Consider the following 21,834-nt stretch of genomic DNA (forward strand, 5'->3'; position numbering starts at 1 on the left):
CACCAAGTTAAAATTATTGCTCATGCAAATTATCTTAGAAGTCCCAGATCGCCTCGGCGAAAAACTACAACAACTAGGCGATCGCCTGCCCGAAGTCCTTGACCGTGCGCTTCAGGAACTCAGTCCTACAGAAGTCATCCCTTACCAAGACGATTATCAAATTGTCGAACTGCTTGCCAGTCAACCCAGCCCCGAAACAATTCTTGCCATCTGCCCTACACCTTCAATGCAAGCCCGTATGAGCGACCTCCTCGATCGCAACAAATCTGGCGCACTTTCCAGACTAGAGGAAGTCGAACTAGATCGTTACCTACTATTAGAACATTGGGTACGATTAGCCAAAGCTCACGCTTACAAACGCATCCAGACAGCAGCATGAGCTATGTATCAGTTCCCCTGCGTCGGCTTGTAACCCAACGCGCTGGAGATAAATGCGAATATTGCCAATTTCCCCAAGCAGATTCATTTTTCTCCTTTGAAATAGAACATATCATTGCCGAAAAACACGATGGGATCACAGAAGCCGAAAATCTAGCATTGTCCTGTCCTTGCTGTAACCGATTCAAAGGCTCTGACATAGGTTCAATCGATCCTGAAACAGGAAAGTTGACTCCTTTTTTCAATCCCCGTCTCCAACAATGGTCAGATCACTTCCAGCTAGAAAGAGGCACAATTATTCCACTGACCGCAGAAGGGCGTGTAACTGCTAAAATCCTCCAATTTAACCTCCTTGAACGCATCCTCGAACGCAAACAGATTAACTCTATTGTGCAAGATTCACCGCCTCACCAACTTTTTTGATAAACCCCTATTCTTGGTAATCGCTCAGCAAAATCCTAAATTTTGGCAATTTCTCGTTCGTGAACCTGGAGAATTTGAAGATCCTAATGCAACTAAATGTTAGAACCCAAGTTCCGCAGATATTAAAGCGAATTTAATAAATTTGGCAGACCTACAGACTCAACCCAGTTGCTATGGCAAAATTTTTGATTGCCAAGATAGTAGAATAAAGTACAGACTACCCGGCACCCAAGTGAGGAAGGGAAATTGGAAGAACTCAGGGACGTATTGGAATTAGCCACCGAAGAGGAACTACAGGACTTGACAGCTATTCTGTTTAGTCGAAAGTTTAACCCCTTAGATTATGTTCGCACACCCGAACCCATTACAGTGCAAAGCCAAGATCGTCAAGCTTGGTTAGAGACAATAGAAGACCGCTTTCGTTTTTTAGCGGCTGACGGCATCACTGTATTACGGGGACGCACTGATAAAATCACTTACAGACAAGCACTAATTCAAGTATGCAAATATTTGAAAATTCAATATTATCAAGATCTAACAACAATTGATTTAGAAGCAGAAGTATTTTTGCATCTCCTAGGTAAGGTTTGGAAAAAGCTCCCAAAACAGGAAAAGCAACAACTAACTATTAATGTCCAAAGTCAATTATCACAATCAAAACTTAAACAACCTTTACCATTGTCATTGCAACGTGATCCTTTAGGATTAATATTTAAAGGTGGTAGTGCCTTAGCTGTAACTTCTGTAATCCAACCTGTTGTTCTCCAACAAATTGCTCGTCAATTTGCTATCCATTTTGCTACCTATCAAGTAGCTAAAGAAGCAGCAATTACAGGTACAGGATTAGCAACCAAACAGTTTCAAAACTATGTGGCTTTACAAATGTCCCGTCGAGGTATGACCATGAGTGCAGCCCGTTATAGTGCTGTTCGGAGTGCGTTTGCTTTTGTCGGTCCTGTGATGTGGGCTTGGTTTTTTGCTGATTTGGGTTGGAGAGCGATCGCCACAAACTATGGCAGAATTATTCCTACTGTCTTCACCCTCGCGCAAATTCGTCTTACCCGTACAGAATGTTGGGAAATAGCTTAAATAAAAGTTTTTATCATCCAAATCCCCGCTTACAAACCCCTTGGAATTGGCTGCAATTTGGACTCATATCTTTCCCCCTGAGTCCATTGTTGGGCGGTATTTCGATAGTTGTGGCATCGTTAATAACTTGGCGTAAACAATACCATATCATTAGCGATCGCCCTATTCACAAGGGATTTGCTATTTTGAGTATTTTACTACTCATTACTACCGGATTTGCCTCTCACAAACTAGAGGCTTTTTTAGGTTTATTCAATTTATTACCCTTCTTTGGCTTTTTTACTGGACTAACTCCCCTGATCCGAACACCCAACCAATTACGACAAATTTCTTGGATCATGGTGTTTGGTTCTGTACCTATTTTAATTATAGGTTTTGGGCAAGTATTTCTGGGTTGGAATTTCCAATTTCAGTTTTTATGGATTGTTTTTGATTGGGTAGTTGCACCAGAAAAATCATTATCAGGACGCATGACTGCTAATTTCATGCACCCTAATACTTTAGCAGCTTATTTAGTAACTATTTTTATTTTGGGTTTAGGTTTATGGCTGGAAAACTATCACAAACTCAAGCAAAAAGATCGCCTCATTATCTTTTTAACAATTACGGTATTTGCTAACTTTATTGCCTTGATTTTAACCAATTCTCGTAATGGTTGGGGAATAACTATTTTTGCCTGTTTAGCTTATGCGTTATATAAAGGTTGGCGATTAATTGTTGCTACGGTTGTTAGTATTACCAGTTGTTGTTTTGTAGCTGCTTTTGCACCTGTACCTATTGCCCAATTTTTCCGTCTTTTTGTTCCCTACGGGATTTGGGCGCGGTTAAATGATGATATGTTTCCTGGTAGACCTGTAGGATTAATGCGGAAAACCCAATGGGAATTTGCCTGGAATTTAACTCAACAACATCCTTTAACTGGTTCAGGTTTACGCAGTTTTGGTGGACTGTATAAAACCCAAATGCAAATTGATGTAAATCATCCCCACAATTTATTTTTAATGCTGTCTGCGGAAACTGGTTTAATTACTACTTTGTTATTTTGTGGATTACTAACTTGGATCTTAATTGTTGCTAGTCAAATTCTCTGGAAATCAAAATCTATAGAACCAGAAAATCGTTTCATCTTCTTTAGTTATATCATCACCTTTATCGGCTGGATATTATTCAATACTGTTGATGTTACCACCTTTGATATCCGTTTGAATACTCTCTCTTGGGTTTTTGTGGCTGCATTGTCTGGAGTTATGTATCAATATCGTAGGGAATAGGAAAGGAATTTTCTCCTGACTCCTACTCTCTACTAAAAAACTTTTTTGGCAAGCCTTACCATAAATTATCTCAATTGTCAATAGATAATTTTCTAGCTATCAAAAAACATCATCCAATTTCATCCAAAATAGTTTGAGTAGGCCATTGTTAATTTATTAAGTTTTATATAATTTTTCGGTTTCTATTTCTGAAATAGCTATGAATAAAGGCTTCTACTAATTCTTATTTTCCCAAAATCGAAAAATTCACAAAATGGTTGCATTCTGAATTCTGAGAAGATTATAGCAAATCGCTGAAAGTATTGCAAGATCATTGATAAATAGAAATAATTCTCAATTAATTATTAAGAAAATATAAAGAGGAATTTTGGATAGTTATAAATTTTAAAAGAGGTTTCTATTTATGATAAGGGTTACTTGTTCTATTTCCTCGGTTTTTCCCAGAAGTAGAAACGCGGGAGGGTTTAGCTTTTGCTAAACCCCTACCCAACTCTCGTTGATTTCAGCTAAACTGTTCCTCTGTATCTAAGTTAAATAACATTTGAAGAGTTTGCATACATCGTCTTCTAGCGTCAACATCTTGCTGGGCGCGTAATTGCACCATTGGATCATGAAGAATTTTATTGACTATTCCCCGTGTCAAAGCTTCAATTATTTCTTGGTGCTTTTCGCCAAATTCTGAACCCAAGCGAGATAAAGCCTTTTCTAACTCTTGTTCGCGGATAGTTTCTATTTTATTTCGTAGAGAACTAATTGTGGAAACAGTTTCCAAACTCCGCCACCAAATATCAAAAGCTTCTACTTCCTCATCTAGGATTTTCTCAGCTTCCTGCGCCATTTGCCGCCGGCTTTCATAATTTTGGGCGACAACTGCTTTCAAATCATCCACGTTAAAAGCTTTGACATTCGCTAAATCATTGACATCTGCATCCACATTGCGGGGGACAGAAATATCAAATAACATCAACTGTTGATTTGGTTCTAACACCGTTTCCAACTTAGCGCGATCTAGAATGGGTTCAGTCGAAGACGTGCTAGTAAATACAATATCACTAGCGGCAACCACTGACATCATTTCTGGAAGTAGATGGATTTGTATAGGTTGTTCTGAAAACTGTTTAGCTAATTCCTCAGCCCGGCCACGAGAACGATTAACAATACTAATTTGAGTTGCACCTTTAGAAATCAGGTGTTGTACCAATAACCGGGACATTTTTCCCGCACCGAGAATAGATACCCGATAAGTAGATAAATTTCCTACTTTCATCTGTGCCAATTCTACTGCCGCCGAGCTGATGGAAACTGCACCAGTACCAATACTGGTTTCTGTACGAACTCGTTTACCTGCTGTTAAAGCTTGTTTAAATAGCCTATTTAAAATGGTTTTGATCCCATTAAATTGTTGTCCGAGTTTATGGGTATTTTTAACTTGGGCAAGAATTTGACCTTCACCCAAAACAAGACTATCCAAACCAGCCGCAACCCGTAAGATATGGGTAACGGCATCACCATGCAGCAACATAAACAAATGATGTCGTAGAGATATGATCGGCAGTTTGCTATGTTCAGAAAGAAACTGAGTAACTTCGTGAATACCCTGAGTGGTTTCGTTGCTGACGATGTAAATTTCTAAACGGTTACAAGTGCTGAGGATAGCGACTTCATCAATATGAGGATAACTGAGAAGATGAGCAATTATCCCTTCAATTTGCGGTTCGGGAATACTTAATTTTTCTCTAACTTCTACAGGGGCTGTTTTATGGCTTAACCCCACCACTGCAATATTCATAAAACTTCGCGGGATGTGGGAAACTCAGTCACAAAGCGTGCTGAGAGGGAAACGGCACGAGCGGTTTTAACCGCAGTCAGTCTTTGCTTAACCATTACCGCCTTGGAGTTGTTCGATTCGGTGTGCTTTTGTATTGCACTTTCAATGGGACAATTACCATTTCAAATTTCACAACCTTGTACGCATAATGTTTTGCTCAATAGAGCCTCCCATTTCTGGGGTGATGTTAGCTTCGACCTGTTATAAGAGCTTGTTAGGCTGAAAGCACTGTTCCAGTGACTTTAGAACTGTTTAACTTACAGCGACAGAGCGGGGAACTAGCTTCGCATTCCGAGGTGTCGTGACTCAAATAACGGCTACCCTTCGACTACGCTTGTGGGTGGTCTGGTCAGTACAGCTTGTTTGATTTCTCTTACAAGCTCAATCCCTTTAGGGTTGAGTTACTGACTTCTTGAATTGGTAATGGTCAGTTGTCAGTTGTTAGGGGTCATTTGTTAGTTGTCAGGGGTTAATTAACTATCTACTAACCACTGACTATTAACTAGGACCCCCAATTACTAGTGCAATTGCACAACCTTGGGTTGTTCATTCATGTGAATGGTATCCACAAACCGAGCAGTTTTAGACTGGCTAGAAATAACCAAACTTTGAGTTCTCACACCGCCCTTGAAGAAGCGCGCACCTTGCATTAGATTACCACTGGTAATACCACAACCTGCGAACAGAACGTTTTGACCAGATGCGAGTTCATGAGCATCATAGACCTTATCAGGGTCAGTGATATTCATAGAGGTGAGACGATCAATGTTGGCTTCTTTGCTTTCACCAATCAAACCTGTTTTCACTACTGCTGGATCGTAGATAAGTTGTCCTTGGAAGTGTCCACCCAAAGCCCGCATTGCAGCAGCAGAAATTACACCTTCGGGTGCAGCACCGATACCCATGAGAGCATGAATGTTAGTCCCAGAAAAACCGCAGGATATAGCAGCACCTACGTCACCATCAGAAATTAGTGATACTCTAGCCCCAGCTTCACGGATTTCCTTGATTAAATCGCTGTGGCGCTCGCGCTTCATCACTACAATCACAAGTTCATCAATGGCACGATCTAGACACTCAGCGAGGATCTTGAGGTTTTCTGTAGCTGATTTGTTGATGTCAACCAAACCTTTAGCTGCTGGGGGTGCTGCGAGTTTCTTCATGTAGAAGTCAGGAGCAGCAAATAGACCACCTTTTTCGGAAATTGCCAAAACAGCCATGGAACCGGGTTGTCCGTAAGCTACTAAATTTGTCCCTTCGCAAGGGTCAACAGCGATGTCAATTTCTATAAGTTCATTAACATTACAGAAATCTTTCGCATCTGGCTGGGTACAGATACCAACTTCTTCACCAATGTAGAGCATGGGAGCGTTGTCACGTTCACCTTCACCGATAACGATGCGTCCACGCATATGGATTTTGTTCATCCGTTCGCGCATAGCTTCCACTGCTACTTGGTCAGCAATGTCCTTTTCGCCCTTACCCATCCACTTTGCAGATGCGATTGCCGCTTGCTCAACTACTTCTATGATTTCTAACCCAAGTGTATTTTCCATGGAGACTGCCCTCTAAATTACTTGTCTTAGCGTCGTTTTCTTAGCTATTTCAGTTTTCAAGTTTACCAAAGTGCGGATACATATTCGCAAAAAGTCTTGAATAGTACCGCAGGGCGGAATTTAGAATTTAGAATTTAGAATTTAGAATGAATACAGTATAAGCTTTTCACAGATTCGGAATGGTTTATTAACTTACGCCTTTACTAGCGACTTTATTAAGTTTTGCAACTAAGGCAGCATCGCAGTTTTTATAATACCTTTGTATTAGTTAAGTTAAGGCAGAAATTAAAGCAGTAATTGAGTAAATGCGCCTAGCAAGTTAAAATAATTGTGGTGACAGCCTCTCAACTGTTCCTTATGAGGCTTTTATGGCAGCAAATATTACACAGATAGCCAAGTATCTAGATAATCTTGGTTGGGACTACCGTTGTGATGAAGAAGAAGACCGGATTATTACAGGTGTCGAAGCTGAAAATATCGAGGATTTCCTGATAGTTGTCCAACTGGATGAGGAAGGGAAGTTTTTCCGGCTATTTGCACCCCAAGTTTTGGCACAAGTAAAAGACCATCCCCACAAAGACGCTATCCTCCAAACTATGCTGGCCATTTCTTGGGAAACCAAAATGCTGCAATGGGAATATGATCCATCCGATGGTGAAATCCGCGCTATCATCGAATTTCCCCTGGAAGACTCCATGCTCACCGAAAGACAATTTAACCGTTGTCTGAGCGGATTAATCCAAATTGTGGATACCATTGCGCTGCCACGGCTGCAAGAAGTAATGGAAACAGGAGGTGCGATTCGTTGTTAGCTGAATCACGGTACTCAGTCCGTACATAAGCTAACCAGCCCAATCCAATCATGGAGAAAGGTTGAACTCTCGGTCTGATATGGGTGTAAGTCCCATCTGCCAGACTCAGGTATGAATCCCTATCTGCCTACGATGACCCGACTCGGTTTCGGGAGGTCGAAGCTAGGAACAGGACGCAATCAGACATCCGTTGTGGGGTGACACTTGGCGTTAATGGGGAGTTCCCATGGTGAAACAGAGCCTCAAAAAGCAACTTATTCCGAAGCAGGACACAACATCAAAAACCTGACTTCATTGGAGATAATCCCCGCCGCACTTTTTCTGGGTAGCGGCAAGAGTCCAGGGGTTCCAATAGTTGAATTGGCTACACCTAACGGAACGAACAATCAACCGAGGGAACGAATAAAAACGGGTTGAGGGTCTAAGGGCGGTCGAACCCAAAAGTAGGCTGGACGAGCAGCGGAATCCCTTCAATTCGGGTAGGACAGACCGTAATTGGTCTGAGGTGTTCAGAATACACAGATTGGAGCAGAGCATGATTAGACACAGAGATAACTCTAGTGAATCCTGGAAGACGTTACCGTGGAAGAAATTCCGCCGTAACTTATTCCGCCTACAAAAACGAGTGTACAAAGCGGTTCAAGTTGGAGACAAGCGCAAAGCGAAGTCACTACAAAAGCTGATTCTGAAATCAACCGCAGCAAGATTACTGGCTATTCGTCAAGTATCACAGCTAAACGCACAGGAATTAGACCGCAGGAATTGATGGCAAAAAGTCCCTTACTTTTAAGGAACGCTTCGAGCTTAATGAACTGCTAAAAGCATCCGTTAGCAACTGGAAACACCAGGGGCTAAGAGAAATACCCATCCCCAAAAAGGACGGTACTATCAGGATTCTCAAAGTCCCCACTATTGCTGATAGGGCTTATCAATGCCTTATCAAATACGCATTAGAACCAGCGCACGAAGCAACCTTCCATGCCAGGAGCTACGGGTTTAGGACTGGACGTTCAGCGCATGACGCTCAGAAAATTCTGTTCAACAACCTACGCTCAGACTGTAATGGAAAAGATAAACGAGTTATAGAACTCGATATTGAAAAATGCTTTGACAGGATAAACCACACTGCCATCATAGACAGACTCATCGCTCCTTACAGCATAAGACTAGGAATTTTCCGATGTCTCAAAGCCGGAGTTAATCCAGAGTTTCCAGAACAAGGAACACCGCAAGGTGGTGTGGTAAGTCCACTATTAGCCAACATCGCCTTGAATGGGATTGAAAGTATTCACAGATATCACAAGGATAATTACAGAATTACTGACAAAACCCACGAAAAAAGCATTATCGAACCATCAATCCGCTATGCAGACGACATGGTAATAATACTCAGACCACAAGACGATGCCACAGACATACTTGACAAAATCAGTCAGTTTTCAGCAGAACGGGGAATGAAAGTCAGTGAGAAAAAGACGAAGCTAACCGCCGCGATAGATGGGTTTGATTTCCTCGGCTGGCATTTTAAAGTCCAGAAAAACGGAAAGTTTAGATGCGTTCCATCAGTGGACAATTACAAATCTTTTCGCAAGAAAGTAAAACACATCGTCAACAACTCGAATTATGGTGCTACCACAAAGGCTGAGAAATTAGCCCCAGTAGTTAGAGGTTGGAGGAACTACCACCGCTTCTGCAAGATGGACGGGTCTAGAAACTCGTTATTCCACATCGAAACAAGAGCTTTCAGGGTATTCAATAAGGAAACTAAGCAAAACCGCTTCTCTAGCAAGAAATTACTAGATAAGGCGTTCCCCTCAGTTCCCTACTCCGAAAATAAACACATCAGCGTTATAGGGGAAAAATCACCCTACGACGGAGATTTGAGTTATTGGAGCGAGCGTAACAGCAAGCTTTATAACAACAATACCTCTAAAGCCCTCAAACAGCAAAACCATAAATGTGGACATTGTGGTCTAAAAATGCTCAGTGATGAGAAGGTACATTTACATCATATAGATGGAAACCACCAAAACTGGAAAACTAAAAACCTTCTAGCCATACACGAAAGCTGCCACGATTACATACATATCAGCAAAAGCGAAAGCTAAGAACGTCGGAAGCTGGGTGCAGTGAAAGTTGCACGCCCAGATTTAACAGAGAGGAGCGCGGGATAATACCCGCCTTCGACTCTACCAAGATCCGGGAAATCTAGACTTAGGAGAAAGACTATTATTGAGTATTCAAGAACAAGCTCCTGGATTATTAGAACTCCTAGAAAAAGCTATGGAAGCGCGGAAAAAGCGGGGGTGCGATTCGTTGTTAGCTGAATCACGGTATCCAGTCCGTACATAAGCTAACCAACCCAATCTAGCAATAGAGGAAGGTTGAACTCTCGGTCTGATATGGGTGCAAGTCCCATCTACCAGACTCAGGTATGACTCCCTATCTGCCTACGATGACCCGACTCGGTTTCGGGAGGTCGAAGCTAGGAACAGGACGCAATCAGACATCCGTTGTGGGATGACACTGGCGTTAACGGGGAGTTCCCACGGTGAAACAGAGCCTAGAAAAGCGACCTATTTTCAAGCAGGACACAACATCAAAATCCTGACTTCACTGGAGTTAATTCCCGCCGCATTTCTCCGCAATAACGGTAAGAGTCCAGGGATTCCAGTGGTTGAAATGGCTACACCTAACGGAACTATCAATCAACCGAGGGAACGAATAAAAACGGGTTGAGGGTCTAAGGGCGGTCGAACCCTAAGTAGGCTGGACGAGCAGCGGAATCCCTTCAATTCGGGTAGGACAGACCGTAATTGGTCTGAGGTGTTCAGAATACACAAAATGGAGCAGAGCATGGTTGGACACAGAGATAACTCTAGTGAACCTTGGAAGACGTTGCCCTGGAAGAAATTCCGCCGCAACCTATTCCGCCTACAAAAACGAGTGTATAAAGCGGTTCAAGTTGGTGACAAGCGCAAAGCAAAGTCCCTACAAAAGCTGATTCTGAAATCAACCGCAGCAAGATTACTGGCAATCCGTCAAGTATCACAGCTAAACGCTGGGAAGAAGACCGCAGGAATTGATGGCAAAAAGTCCCTTACCTTTAAGGAACGCTTTGAGCTTAATGAACTGCTAAAAGCATCCGTTAGCAACTGGAAACACCAGGGGTTAAGAGAAATACCCATCCCCAAAAAGGATGGTACTACCAGGATGTTGAAAATCCCTACTATTGCAGACAGGGCTTATCAATGCCTCGTCAAATACGCATTAGAACCAGCGCATGAGGCAACCTTCCACGCCAAGAGTTACGGGTTTAGAACAGGTCGTTCAGCGCATGACGCACAAAAAATCCTGTTCAGTAATCTAAGCTCCAATGCCAACGGAATAGAGAAACGAGTTATAGAACTCGATATCGAAAAATGCTTCGACAGGATAAACCACACCGCCATAATGGACAGACTCATCGCTCCTTATAGCATAAGACAGGGAATATTCCGATGTCTCAAAGCCGGAGTTAATCCAGAGTTTCCCGAACAGGGAACACCACAAGGGGGTGTGGTAAGTCCACTGTTAGCTAACATCGCCTTAAATGGGATTGAAAGTATTCATAGATACCACGTGGACTCTAAAAAACGAATCACAGACAAAACCCCCAAGGAACATATTATTGAACCATCTATCCGTTATGCGGATGACATGGTAATAATACTCAGACCTCAAGACGATGCAATAGAAATACTTGACAAAATCAGTCAGTTCCTAGCAGAGCGGGGAATGAAAGTCAGTGAAAAAAAGACAAAGCTAACCGCCGCGACAGATGGGTTTGATTTCCTCGGCTGGCACTTCAAAGTCCAGAAAAACGGGAAGTTTAGAGGCGTTCCATCAGCGGACAACTTTAAAACTTTTCGCAAGAAAGTAAAACACATCGTCAACAACTCGAATTATGGTTCTACCACAAAGGCTGAGAAATTAGCCCCTGTAGTTAGAGGTTGGAGGAATTACCACCGCTTCTGCAAGATGGACGGGTCAAGAAACTCGTTATTCCACATCGAAAACAGAGCATTTAGGGTATTCAACAAGGAAACTAAGCAAAACCGCTACTCTAGCAAGAAATTACTAGATAAAGCGTTCCCCTCAGTTCCTTACTCCGAAAACAAACATATCATGGTCAAAGGTGAGAAATCACCCTACGACGGAGATTTAAGTTATTGGAGCGAACGTAACAGCAAGCTCTATAACAACGATACCTCTAAAGCCCTCAAACGGCAAAACCATAAATGTGGTCATTGTGGACTGAAATTGCTTAGTGACGAGAAGGTACATTTACATCATATAGATGGAAACCACCAAAACCGGAAAACTAAAAACCTTCTAGCCATTCACTTTCATCTGCCACGATTATATTCACATGAGCAAAAGCGAAAGTTAAGAACATCGGAAGCTGGGTGCGGTGAAAGTCGCACGCCCAGATTTAACAGAGAGGAGCGCGGGATAATACCCGCCTTCGACTCTACCTAGTTTTGCTGATGAATAAAGCGGATCACTACTGAAATCGCTACACTGCAAAGTGATAACCTGATCATATACAGAAATTTTTTAGGGCCGGATTTTTATGACATCCTATGCAACCTCCTCTGCTAAAGCAGAAATGAGTGAACTCCGACGGTTAAAAAGCTTATTACCCCCAGAATTACAAAGTTGGGTAACAGTTGAAGGCACAACGGAGGTTAATCCATCTTTGATTCGTTGCGAAGAAATTGGTAAAGACCAAGTAGAAATTCAAATTGACTTGGTGAAATGGGACGCTCTGGCAATGGACCAGCGGAATTTGCTGTTTTGGCATGAGGTTGCTCGCGTTCAAAATGACACTATTCCTAAAGATGGTTGGGAAATGGCAGCACTGGCCATTGGTTTAGGTGGTGCTGTAGGTGAATTATGGGTACAAGATGGATTATTGCTAGTATTAGCTATGGCACTCTGTGGCGTGTCCGGTTGGCGATTATATCAAAAAAATAATGGGGGCAAACAGGTTAAAGAATTGCTAGATGCTGACGAAAAAGCGATCGCTCTAGCAACCCGTTTCGGATATAGTTTACCCAACGCCTATAAAAGTCTTGGTAGTGCCTTAAAAACCTTAGTTGAAAACACTCCTAGTAAAGGTCAGCGTTCTCGATATGAAGCTAGACTTTCTGCTCTCAAACGGAGTGCCAACAAAGCCAAAACTAAATCTAGGAATGAGGACTCTGGACTGTAAAATCTTGACAGTTAGTGGGTTGGGTATTGCCCATAGGTGTCAAATTAAGGGCGTATTGCAATACGCCCCTACTTATCCTATTTCGTTCCCATACTCTGTATGGGAATGCCATCATAGAGGCTCTGCCTCATTATTCATTGAAGGCAGAGCCTTCTAAAATTCATTCCCATACAGAGTATGGGAACAAGAAAAACTTGGGTTCCTTGCCAGATAAAGGTTTTAGGTTAAGTTGACACCAATGGGCAATACCTAACCCATAAAGATATAGCAGGAATCAAAACATCAAAAATATCTACCCATTGAACTTTTGTATTCAGAAAAAATTTATCAAACAGAATTCAGGAGTCACAGAGTCAGAATTCAGTTGGGTATTCTGTGCGAGTGGCGGATGAATAACCGGCGTTTTTGCACCCCCACCAAATCGCAGATTTGGTGGTCTTTAATCAGTCGCAGGTCTGAATCCTCGACTGATTGATTCTGACTCGGTGACTACTGACTCGGTGACTCCTTCTTCAATAAAAATTCATATACTTAACCAAATATTAAAACTTTATCAAACTTTGTTCTTTTGCTCATGAAAACTTTTTAAGTTCTATCTCTGATTCAATATTTTATAAAATTGGGAGTTATAGGTCGCAAAAATACCGGAATATCCTTACTTACCTCCGCAACTAATAAGACTGCCAATTATAACTTCTTAACAACTGTACTTTGGAAGACAATTATTTTTACAAATACCTCTAACTTAGTGTTAGAGGCTAGTTATAGGAATTTTTTACCTTCTTCTCAATGGGTTTTATCGCTCATACTGGGAAATTTTAAATTCATACCTACGGAGTTTAGATAGGAGATAATTATTTCTAACTGTTCTATCTGATATCCGGCAGTTTCTTAGTAAAATTGCCGATTAATCAGCGATATTATTGCTGGCAAAAATGCTGCTAAAAATTGTGCATGAAGCAGAGGATATTCTCAAGTTAAGCTAATGTTATCGTGGACAAAGGTAAGTTTTTTATGGCAATCCATTCTAGTAATATAGATAATTGCACAGGAGTTGCATGAACTTCAAAATTAAAGATCAGGTTAATTGTTTTTCTAAGACAAAATAACGTTTAGCAAATTAGATTGTAGATGGCAACTAAAGTTCAGAGTTTTATGAGTAGCCAAACCATACCAGTAGATTTTCCCGTTACTTACTCGGAAGATGTAGTAATCTTACAAGTACCAGTGAGGTTAACTGTGCTTGAAGCCGTCAGTTTTAAGCAAACTTGCCAAAACTTAATTCAAGCGGATTCACCACCTAAGCAAATTTTAATTGATTTCCAAAATACTACTTTTATGGATAGTAGTGGTTTAGGTTCTCTAGTGAGTAATTTTAAAAATTCGAGAGAATTGGGAATTAAGGTAACACTGCGTCATGTTACTCCCCAAGTCATGGCAGTTTTAAATCTGACGGGATTAGATCAGGTGTTTCCCATTGAGTCACTCCACAACCTCACACTAATCGCAACGGATAACTTTACAGACTCAGGAAAAAATAATTCTCGAAAAGGAGATCCACTTCCTCAAACTCATAATTCCGTGGCATCTTGGATGAAACGGGCCATTGATATTGTTGGAGCATTAGTTGGATTAGTAATTACATTTATTTTGTTTATTCCCATCGCAATTACCATTCAAATTGACAATCCTGGTCCGATTTTCTTTAAGCAAACCCGTTGTGGTTGGATGGGTAAGCGGTTTGCTATTTGGAAATTTCGGTCTATGTGTGTAGATGCCGAAGCTAGAAAATCCCAAATCAAAAATCAAGTGGAAGGAGCTTTCTTTAAAAATGATAATGACCCTAGAATTACTAAAGTAGGTAAATTTTTACGCCGTACCAGTCTCGATGAACTACCTCAATTTTGGAATGTTCTCAAAGGGGAAATGAGTTTAGTCGGGACTCGTCCACCTACACCTGATGAGGTAGAACGCTACGAAGTACCAGAATGGCAACGTTTTGATGTTAAACCTGGTATGACTGGTGAATGGCAGGTTAATGGACGCTCTACAGTTCGGAGTTTTGAAGATGTGATTCGTTTAGATTTGCAGTATCAGCAAAATTGGACTTTAGTTTACGATTTAAAGTTAATTTTCAAAACTATCACCATTTTGTTTAATAAAAACAGTGGGGCTGTTTAATAAATTCCTGTTCCTTGGTTATCTACGGCTAAACTCAATTTACCAAATTTATCTATTCAATTTACCCAAGTCACAAATCGGCTTGGGCTTATTTTTATGCAAGGGAATAGGAAACTAGTAGTCTGTCAAATAAATTTTGACGGATCAGAAACGAACCACGAAGGAACGAAGGACACGAAGGAAGAAGGAAGAAGGAAGAAGGAATCATCAATATGGCAGCGAATGAACCCGTCAATTAGTTGTTGACAGGCTACTAGTCCGCCCATAAAAGGCGGTTTTGCTACTCTCTTTGAAAAATAAGAATTTTTTCGCTTACTAGGGGGAGGCTGAAAACTTTGCTTTGTGGCTAATTTTTTGCTTTCGTTCCCCGCTTCCTGTTCCCTTTGTTCATAAAGTGATCAACTGTAGAATATGTTACTATTCAGAGAAAACCTATTCACACAATTGCAGTTCAGTTATTTGTAAGCAAGTTGAATAAGTAGTTAGTTCGATGAAAAAAGCATCCGAGGTTGAATGACTAAATCTTTTCAAAGAAATTTCCCATTGACGAAAAGCCCTGTTACCAGACTTAAACCTGACACAGAAGAGACAAGTGAAAATTTGGCTCTCACCGTTGCCGAAGCGGCTTTAGACCGCAAAGCCGTAGAAATTATTTTGCTCAACGTGGCAGAAATTTCCTCCTTGTCTGATTACTTTGTGATGATGACCGGATATTCTAAGGTACAGGTCAGAGCGATCGCTGATGCAATTGAAGGACAAGTTGAAATTGAGTGGCAACGACGACCCCTAAGAACCGAAGGAAAAGCGGACGGAACTTGGGTACTCCAAGATTATGGTGATGTTATCGTCCATATCATGATGCCAAGGGAACGGGAGTTTTATAATTTAGAAGCGTTCTGGGGACACGCGGAACGTATTTCCCTACCAAACTCCGATGATACTGAGGGTTAACCGATATGATGCGATCCTCCCTTGAGAATTGCCCAGTTCCGACAGAACAACAACCGCTGAATGAGTACGAAGAATTAAAAAATGCCTGGCTATTTCGAGATAGTACCTTAAGCTGGGGCAACTACACCAAGAAAATTTTTTGGATTTGGGCTTGGTCCTGGTTAATAGCCGGACCGGTAGCAGCGGCCAGCTTTCCTCCACAAAAGCAGATTTTTAATTTTCTGATTTGTGGCTCTGGTGCTGCTAGTGTAAGTGTAGTGCTGGTATTGGTGCGGTTATATTTAGGTTGGTTCTATGTGCGCGATCGCCTTTACAATCCCACCGTATTTTATGAAGAATCTGGTTGGTACGATGGACAAACTTGGACAAAACCCCAAGAAGTCATCAGCCGCGATCGCTTAATTGTTACCTACGAAATTAAACCCATTTTCCAACGCCTGCAAATTACCTTTGCTGCCTTGGCTCTTATGTATCTTATGGGTACTATAGTGTGGCATTTTTTATAAATAGTCATTAGTTATTAGTCATTAGTTATTAGTCATTGGTAAAACAACTGACAACTGACAACTGACAACTGACAACTGACAACTGACAACTGACAACTGACAATTGACAACTGACAACTGACCACTGACAACTGACCACTGACCACTGACAATTCACAAAATAGATATAAACCCATGACAATGGGAAAACGAACTCAAGCCGCAGCACTGGAAGTCCGGTTGCTGCGTGAAGGCATTATCGAATCTCGGCATATAGTCCAGGCTGTAGTTAGCGATGACCGGGGACGGGTACTTTCCGTTGCTGGTAGCGCTGAAACTGCTGCATTTGTCCGTTCAGCCCTTAAACCATTTCAAGCACTGGCTGTCACTAGCACAGGCACATTAGAACGCTATGGTTTAAGTGATAGAGACTTAGCAATTATCACCAGTTCCCATAAAGCCAGCATGGAACAGGTGAGACAGGTATTTAACATTCTGTGGCGAGCAGATATTGACATAAATTCTCTGCAATGCCCGATTCCTCAAGGCAAGCGTAGTCCTCTAGAATATAATTGCTCTGGTAAACACGCGGGAATGTTAGCAGTTTGTCAGCAACGCCATTGGCCGTTAACTAACTATTTGGATCGCAAACACCCACTCCAACAGTTAATTATCACCAAAGTAGCAGAATTGCTGCGAATGCCCGCAGAAGAATTTCTCACGGCTCATGATGACTGTGGCGCACCTACATATTTGATGCAACTCAGTCAAATGGCCTCTTTATATGCAATCCTGGCTTCCAGTAATAATGTGGACATGGAACGCATTGTCCGCGCCATGAATCATCATCCGACAATGGTGGCTGGAGACGGGGAATTTGATACAGAATTGATGCGCCTAACTCCTAGCGAGTTGGTGAGTAAATCTGGGGCGGAAGGGGTCCAGTGCATTGGCCGACTCGGTGAAGGTATGGGATTAGCTATTAAAGTTATGGATGGCTCAAAACGCGCTAAATATGCTGTAGCTATTCACGTCCTCCAACAAATGGGTTGGATTACTCCCAGTATTGCCCAAAGCCTGTCCGAGAAGTTTATGAACCTAGGGAAATACAAGCGTTTGGAAGTAATTGGAGAATTATCGCTTTTATAGTTGACAAACTTTTGACTTCGCGCTATATTAAAGAAGTCGAGAGAAACGCGACGAAAGCGACGCGGGATAGAGCAGCCTGGTAGCTCGTCGGGCTCATAACCCGAAGGTCAGTGGTTCAAATCCACTTCCCGCCACCAAATAAAAAAAATAAGTCCCTGTAATCTTCCAAGGTTATGGGGATTTATTTTATGAAAACAGAATGTAGGGGCGCAGGGCCTGCGCCCAGTCAGAAATCAGAATTAATTCTTCTAAATAAAAAAATATCCCAAAATTTCTGGTGGTGCGGGCCGAAAAGTCCCCTAATAATACAAGGAGGGACCAGATGCCCATCCCACAAGATTGGATAATTTTTTTGTGGAGTTCTCTAATCACAATAGGAACGGGGAGACAAAGGTAGAGAATTCAGGCGAAATTCTGCTAGATATTTCTCTAAAATCTGAAATTGGGAAGTATTTAAGCTGTAATAAATCCAGCGTCCTTCTTGACGCGCAGTTACTAAGTTCGCTTCTTTGAGAGTTTTGAGATGAAAAGAAAGTTTTGACTGACTTATTTCTAAAGCATCACATAAATCACATACACACAGTTCACGTTGACGCAATAGTTCTATAACGCTGATTCTAATGGGATCTGATAGGGCATGAAAGCCCCCTGCAATTAAGATGTGGGAAGCAACTGGCATTATTTTAAATTAAAAATTCAACTTGGGTAATAGGTACTTACTTGTGTTCATTATGACGCAGAACCTTTGGCTGGAGATTTATTATCCAAGTTGTTTGTTACTTGCTTCTATGTTTACATCATAATTTTGACAAAGGTTGATGAGTTTTACTTTGATGAGCGATCGCACATTCTCTGGTACAACTACAATACAATCAGATGAATATTCCATAATTTCCCGAATAAACCAAAATGTATTCACTACTTGTCTAATGACTCGTTTTACCTCTGGTTTGTCTGGTATTCATGCTACTATTTTATCCTCTGGTTTGGTTTGATAGGCAAATGCTAGATTGTTTAATAGGTGGATATTAACGGTCGGATCAAATACAATCGAGAGGGCGGGGAAACCCCGCCCCTACAGGGTTTGTAATTTAATAACTGTATCTTATCTAAGTGCATACCGCTATATGTACTGAAGAGCCATAACTTCTACTTTTATTGCCACCACCTTACCTATTTTATGGTTTTAAACTTAAGTTAATGATTACCAGGAAATAAGACTATGGATATTATCGAAATCATTAAATCTGATTATCAAAGATTTCCTCTAAATCAAACTTACAGCATTTATGCAAATGATGTTTATTTTCAAGATGCTGTTTTCAAATTTCGAGGGATTGAACTTTATAAATGGATGATTAAATTCATTCAAACTGTTTTTCTCAACCTCAAACTAGATTTACATCAAATCCAATCTCAGGAAGAAATTATTAAAACTGAATGGACAATGAGTTGGAATTCTCCCTTACCCTGGAAACCGCGCATTTCCGTTTCTGGTTGGAGTGAATTACGTCTGAATGCTGAGGGTTTAATTGTCTCCCACATTGATTATTGGCACTGTTCTCGTTTAGATGTGATCAAACAGCATTTCTTTTCTGGGAAAAAACCATCATAATGTGAATAAATGTAAACAAACTTCAGGCAGTAAGGAATTATTGATGCGAGTAATTTTAATGACAGGGAAAGGTGGCGTGGGTAAAACCTCCGTTGCCGCAGCCACTGGACTCCGTTGTGCAGAACTGGGCTATCGGACATTGGTTTTAAGTACAGACCCCGCCCACTCCCTTGCAGATAGCTTTGACGTGGAATTAGGCCATGATGCCCGTCTAGTTCGTCCTAATTTGTGGGGTGCAGAATTAGATGCACTGCAAGAATTAGAAGGTAATTGGGGGGCTGTGAAACGCTACATTACCCAAGTTTTACAAGCCAGAGGTTTAGACGGCATACAAGCGGAAGAATTAGCAATTTTACCAGGCATGGATGAAATTTTTGGCTTGGTAAGAATGAAACGTCATTATGATGAGGGGGAATATGATGTGTTAATTATTGACTCTGCCCCCACTGGTACAGCATTACGACTGTTAAGTTTGCCTGAAGTTGGCGGTTGGTATATGCGTCGTTTTTACAAACCTTTGCAAAATATTTCCGTTGCCCTCAGACCACTTGTAGAACCTTTCTTCAAACCTATTGTTGGTTTTTCTTTACCAGATAAAGAGGTAATGGACGCACCTTATGAGTTTTATGAGCAAATTGAAGCTTTGGAAAAAGTTTTAACTGATAATACTCAAACTTCAGTCCGGTTAGTTACCAATCCCGAAAAGATGGTAATTAAAGAATCTCTTCGCGCTCATGCCTATTTGAGTTTGTATAATGTCGCTACAGATTTAGTTATTGCTAACCGGATTATTCCCCCAGAAGTTACAGATCCATTTTTCCAACGGTGGAAGGAAAATCAAGAAGAATACCGTCAACAAATTCATGACAATTTCTTACCTTTGCCAGTGAAAGAAGTACCTCTATACTCTGAAGAACTATGTGGTTTACCAGCTTTGGAAAGATTGAAAGAAACTCTGTACAAAGATGAAGATCCCGCTCAAGTTTATTATAAAGAAACAACTCTCAGAGTTGTCCAAGATAATAACCAATACAGTTTAGAACTCTATTTACCCAATATTCCCAAAAGCCAAGTTCAATTGAATAAAACTGGAGATGAATTAAACATTACTATTGGTAATCATCGCCGTAATTTAGTATTACCGCAAGCTTTAGCTGCACTGCAACCAACAGGAGCAAAAATGGAAGATGATTATCTGAAAATTCGCTTTGCTTAATAGGTGAATTCTATCTAACCAAATGAGTTGGGTTGACGCAAGAAAACCCAACATATTAGTTTTTTATTATTTATAGAGAGTTTGCAATTCAATCGTGCATCTATCCAAATTATCATTATCACTGGAAAAATGCTTATCTATCAAAGCTGGAACTTGTTCGGCTTGAATTTTACTATAACGAGTTTTATCTGGCATAACTAAATTTGGACCGGATTTACAATTTTTCATACAGCCAGTTCCTTTAATAGTAACTGAATTTTCTAAACTGCTGTTTCTTAACTCCGATTCCAAAGCTTGACACAAAGCTTTACCACCACGTTTCATACAATCAGATTTTTGACAAACCAGAATTGTTTGTGTTTTAGCTAGTTTCGTTGTAGCTGGATTTTGTGGTGCAACTTTCCCCATATCAGCACTTGCAGCCATAACTCGTTCTGCTACCAATGTTACCTGATCTTTTTTCGCGTTGTATTGTTTTGTTCCCACAACTTGCAGCCAAGTACCTTTGGGTAAACGCAAATCAAAAGCACTCCGTAAATGTTTGGCTAATTTTATATAACATTCACCTTCAGAAGTTCCTAATAACAGCCCTTTTAGCTTATATCCATCCTTAATCACAAAATCCAAAAATCTGCCTTCAAAACAAAATTCCGTTACTGCTGCGTTAGTAGATATACTCATGGTTCAACTTCGCTCACTATAAATAATGGTTAAGAATCAGAAGTAAAAAAAATCATCATCACAAAAATCACAAGAATCAAAAAAATCACAGTTCCGACGTTTTCTCCTTCACTATAAATAATGGTTAAGAGTCAGAAGTAAAAAAATCAAAATCACAAAAATCACAAGAATCAAAAAAATCACAGTTCCGACGTTTTCTCCTTCACTATAAATAATGGTTAAGAATCAGAAGTAAAAAAAATCATCATCACAAAAATCACAAGAATCAAAAAAATCACAGTTCCGACGTTTTCTCATTCACTATAAATAATGGTTAAGAGTTCAGAAGTAAAAAAAATCATCATCACAAAAATCACAAGAATCAAAAAAATCACAGTTCCGACGTTTTCTCATTCACTATAAATAATGGTTAAGAGTCAGAAGTAAAAAAAATCATCATCACAAAAATCACAAGAATCAAAAAAATCACAGTTCCGACGTTTTCTCATTCACTATAAATAATGGTTAAGAGTCAGAAGTAAAAAAAATCATCATCACAAAAATCACAAGAATCAAAAAAATCACAGTTCCGACGTTTTCTCCTTCACTATAAATAATGGTTAAGAGTCAGAAGTAAAAAAATCATCATCACAAAAATCACAAGAATCAAAAAAATCACAGTTCCGACGTTTTCTCCTTCACTATAAATAATGGTTAAGAGTCAGAAGTAAAAAAATCATCATCACAAAAATCACAAGAATCAAAAAAATCACAGTTCCGACGTTTTCTCCTTCACTATAAATAATGGTTAAGAGTCAGAAGTAAAAAAAATCATCATCACAAAAATCACAAGAATCAAAAAAATCACAGTTCCGACGTTTTCTCCTTCACTATAAATAATGGTTAAGAGTCAGAAGTAAAAAAATCATCATCACAAAAATCACAAGAATCAAAAAAATCACA

The 21,834-nt window shown here is 40.5% G+C and carries 17 protein-coding genes, 1 tRNA gene and 4 pseudogenes; 16 read left to right on the forward strand and 6 right to left on the reverse strand.

The genetic code is table 11. The features are described from left to right. Window positions 1-22 precede the first annotated feature (22 nt). The 4 genes from EZY12_19780 to EZY12_19795 all read left to right on the forward strand — a co-directional run bounded on the left by EZY12_19780 (window position 23) and on the right by EZY12_19795 (window position 3,161). Complete coding sequence (locus tag EZY12_19780) at window positions 23-379, forward strand: hypothetical protein (GenBank protein QSX66975.1); 357 nt, start codon at window positions 23-25, stop codon at window positions 377-379. Continuing rightward, window positions 376-801, forward strand: coding sequence for an HNH endonuclease (locus EZY12_19785; GenBank protein QSX66976.1), 426 nt, complete (start codon window positions 376-378; stop codon window positions 799-801). Before EZY12_19780 ends, EZY12_19785 begins: the two co-directional genes overlap by 4 nt. 246 nt (window positions 802-1,047) lie before the next feature. Continuing rightward, window positions 1,048-1,890, forward strand: coding sequence for a hypothetical protein (locus EZY12_19790; GenBank protein QSX66977.1), 843 nt, complete (start codon window positions 1,048-1,050; stop codon window positions 1,888-1,890). Next, on the forward strand, window positions 1,872-3,161 hold the full coding sequence (locus EZY12_19795) for an O-antigen ligase family protein (GenBank protein QSX66978.1): 1,290 nt from the start codon (window positions 1,872-1,874) through the stop codon (window positions 3,159-3,161). Before EZY12_19790 ends, EZY12_19795 begins: the two co-directional genes overlap by 19 nt. A gap of 502 nt (window positions 3,162-3,663) precedes the next feature. On the opposite strand, the gene EZY12_19800 is transcribed toward EZY12_19795, so the two are convergent. Both EZY12_19800 and glpX read right to left on the reverse strand, forming a co-directional pair. Beyond that, complete coding sequence (locus tag EZY12_19800) at window positions 3,664-4,950, reverse strand: glutamyl-tRNA reductase (protein QSX66979.1); 1,287 nt, start codon at window positions 4,948-4,950, stop codon at window positions 3,664-3,666. A 557-nt stretch (window positions 4,951-5,507) separates the two neighbouring features. Continuing rightward, window positions 5,508-6,545 (reverse strand): class II fructose-bisphosphatase, encoded by a 1,038-nt coding sequence (gene glpX / locus EZY12_19805; GenBank protein QSX66980.1) that lies wholly within the window; start codon window positions 6,543-6,545, stop codon window positions 5,508-5,510. Window positions 6,546-6,913: 368 nt separating this feature from the next. Here glpX and EZY12_19810 point away from each other — a divergent pair. The 8 genes and pseudogenes from EZY12_19810 to EZY12_19845 all read left to right on the forward strand — a co-directional run bounded on the left by EZY12_19810 (window position 6,914) and on the right by EZY12_19845 (window position 16,252). Beyond that, window positions 6,914-7,339: pseudogene (locus tag EZY12_19810) on the forward strand (hypothetical protein). Between the two features lie 553 nt (window positions 7,340-7,892). Beyond that, window positions 7,893-9,465 (forward strand): annotated as a pseudogene (locus EZY12_19815) (reverse transcriptase N-terminal domain-containing protein). Between the two features lie 412 nt (window positions 9,466-9,877). Further along, window positions 9,878-10,096 (forward strand): hypothetical protein, encoded by a 219-nt coding sequence (locus EZY12_19820; GenBank protein QSX66981.1) that lies wholly within the window; start codon window positions 9,878-9,880, stop codon window positions 10,094-10,096. A 117-nt stretch (window positions 10,097-10,213) separates the two neighbouring features. Further along, window positions 10,214-11,789, forward strand: a pseudogene (locus EZY12_19825) (reverse transcriptase N-terminal domain-containing protein). 183 nt (window positions 11,790-11,972) lie between these two features. Next, window positions 11,973-12,614, forward strand: a complete 642-nt coding sequence (locus EZY12_19830) for a DUF3318 domain-containing protein (protein QSX66982.1) — start codon at window positions 11,973-11,975, stop codon at window positions 12,612-12,614. 1,131 nt (window positions 12,615-13,745) lie between these two features. Further along, window positions 13,746-14,795 (forward strand): anti-sigma factor antagonist, encoded by a 1,050-nt coding sequence (locus EZY12_19835; GenBank protein QSX66983.1) that lies wholly within the window; start codon window positions 13,746-13,748, stop codon window positions 14,793-14,795. 513 nt (window positions 14,796-15,308) lie between these two features. Further along, the gene (gene rsfS / locus EZY12_19840) at window positions 15,309-15,746 is read left to right on the forward strand and encodes a ribosome silencing factor (protein ID QSX66984.1); all 438 of its coding nucleotides are present in this window, start codon (window positions 15,309-15,311) and stop codon (window positions 15,744-15,746) included. A 5-nt stretch (window positions 15,747-15,751) separates the two neighbouring features. Then, window positions 15,752-16,252: a CGLD27 family protein gene (locus EZY12_19845; GenBank protein QSX66985.1), complete on the forward strand. Its 501-nt coding sequence runs from the start codon at window positions 15,752-15,754 to the stop codon at window positions 16,250-16,252. Between the two features lie 32 nt (window positions 16,253-16,284). On the opposite strand, the gene EZY12_19850 is transcribed toward EZY12_19845, so the two are convergent. Next, window positions 16,285-16,428: a hypothetical protein gene (locus tag EZY12_19850; protein QSX66986.1), complete on the reverse strand. Its 144-nt coding sequence runs from the start codon at window positions 16,426-16,428 to the stop codon at window positions 16,285-16,287. On the opposite strand from EZY12_19850, the gene EZY12_19855 reads away from it, so the two are divergent. Together EZY12_19855 and EZY12_19860 are read left to right on the forward strand one after the other, a co-directional pair. Beyond that, the gene (locus tag EZY12_19855) at window positions 16,427-17,380 is read left to right on the forward strand and encodes an asparaginase (GenBank protein ID QSX66987.1); all 954 of its coding nucleotides are present in this window, start codon (window positions 16,427-16,429) and stop codon (window positions 17,378-17,380) included. The two genes, EZY12_19850 and EZY12_19855, sit on opposite strands and share 2 nt — an antisense overlap. 60 nt (window positions 17,381-17,440) lie before the next feature. Beyond that, window positions 17,441-17,517, forward strand: a tRNA-Met gene (locus tag EZY12_19860). 227 nt (window positions 17,518-17,744) lie between these two features. On the opposite strand, the gene EZY12_19865 is transcribed toward EZY12_19860, so the two are convergent. Together EZY12_19865 and EZY12_19870 are read right to left on the reverse strand one after the other, a co-directional pair. Next, a complete protein-coding gene (locus EZY12_19865; protein QSX66988.1) occupies window positions 17,745-18,059 on the reverse strand; it encodes a winged helix-turn-helix transcriptional regulator in 315 nt (104 codons plus the stop codon). An 81-nt stretch (window positions 18,060-18,140) separates the two neighbouring features. Beyond that, window positions 18,141-18,431 (reverse strand): annotated as a pseudogene (locus EZY12_19870) (hypothetical protein). Between the two features lie 171 nt (window positions 18,432-18,602). Between EZY12_19870 and EZY12_19875 the strand changes: the two are divergent. Continuing rightward, on the forward strand, window positions 18,603-18,995 hold the full coding sequence (locus EZY12_19875; GenBank protein ID QSX66989.1) for a DUF2358 domain-containing protein: 393 nt from the start codon (window positions 18,603-18,605) through the stop codon (window positions 18,993-18,995). A 43-nt stretch (window positions 18,996-19,038) separates the two neighbouring features. Next, a complete protein-coding gene (locus EZY12_19880) occupies window positions 19,039-20,211 on the forward strand; it encodes an ArsA family ATPase (protein ID QSX70746.1) in 1,173 nt (390 codons plus the stop codon). A gap of 66 nt (window positions 20,212-20,277) precedes the next feature. Here EZY12_19880 and EZY12_19885 read toward each other — a convergent pair whose 3' ends face one another. Next, window positions 20,278-20,892, reverse strand: a complete 615-nt coding sequence (locus EZY12_19885; protein QSX66990.1) for a (2Fe-2S) ferredoxin domain-containing protein — start codon at window positions 20,890-20,892, stop codon at window positions 20,278-20,280. Window positions 20,893-21,834: the final 942 nt, after the last annotated feature.

Origin of the sequence: Dolichospermum sp. DET69 (assembly GCA_017355425.1) — a bacterium.
Lineage (GTDB): Bacteria > Cyanobacteriota > Cyanobacteriia > Cyanobacteriales > Nostocaceae > Dolichospermum.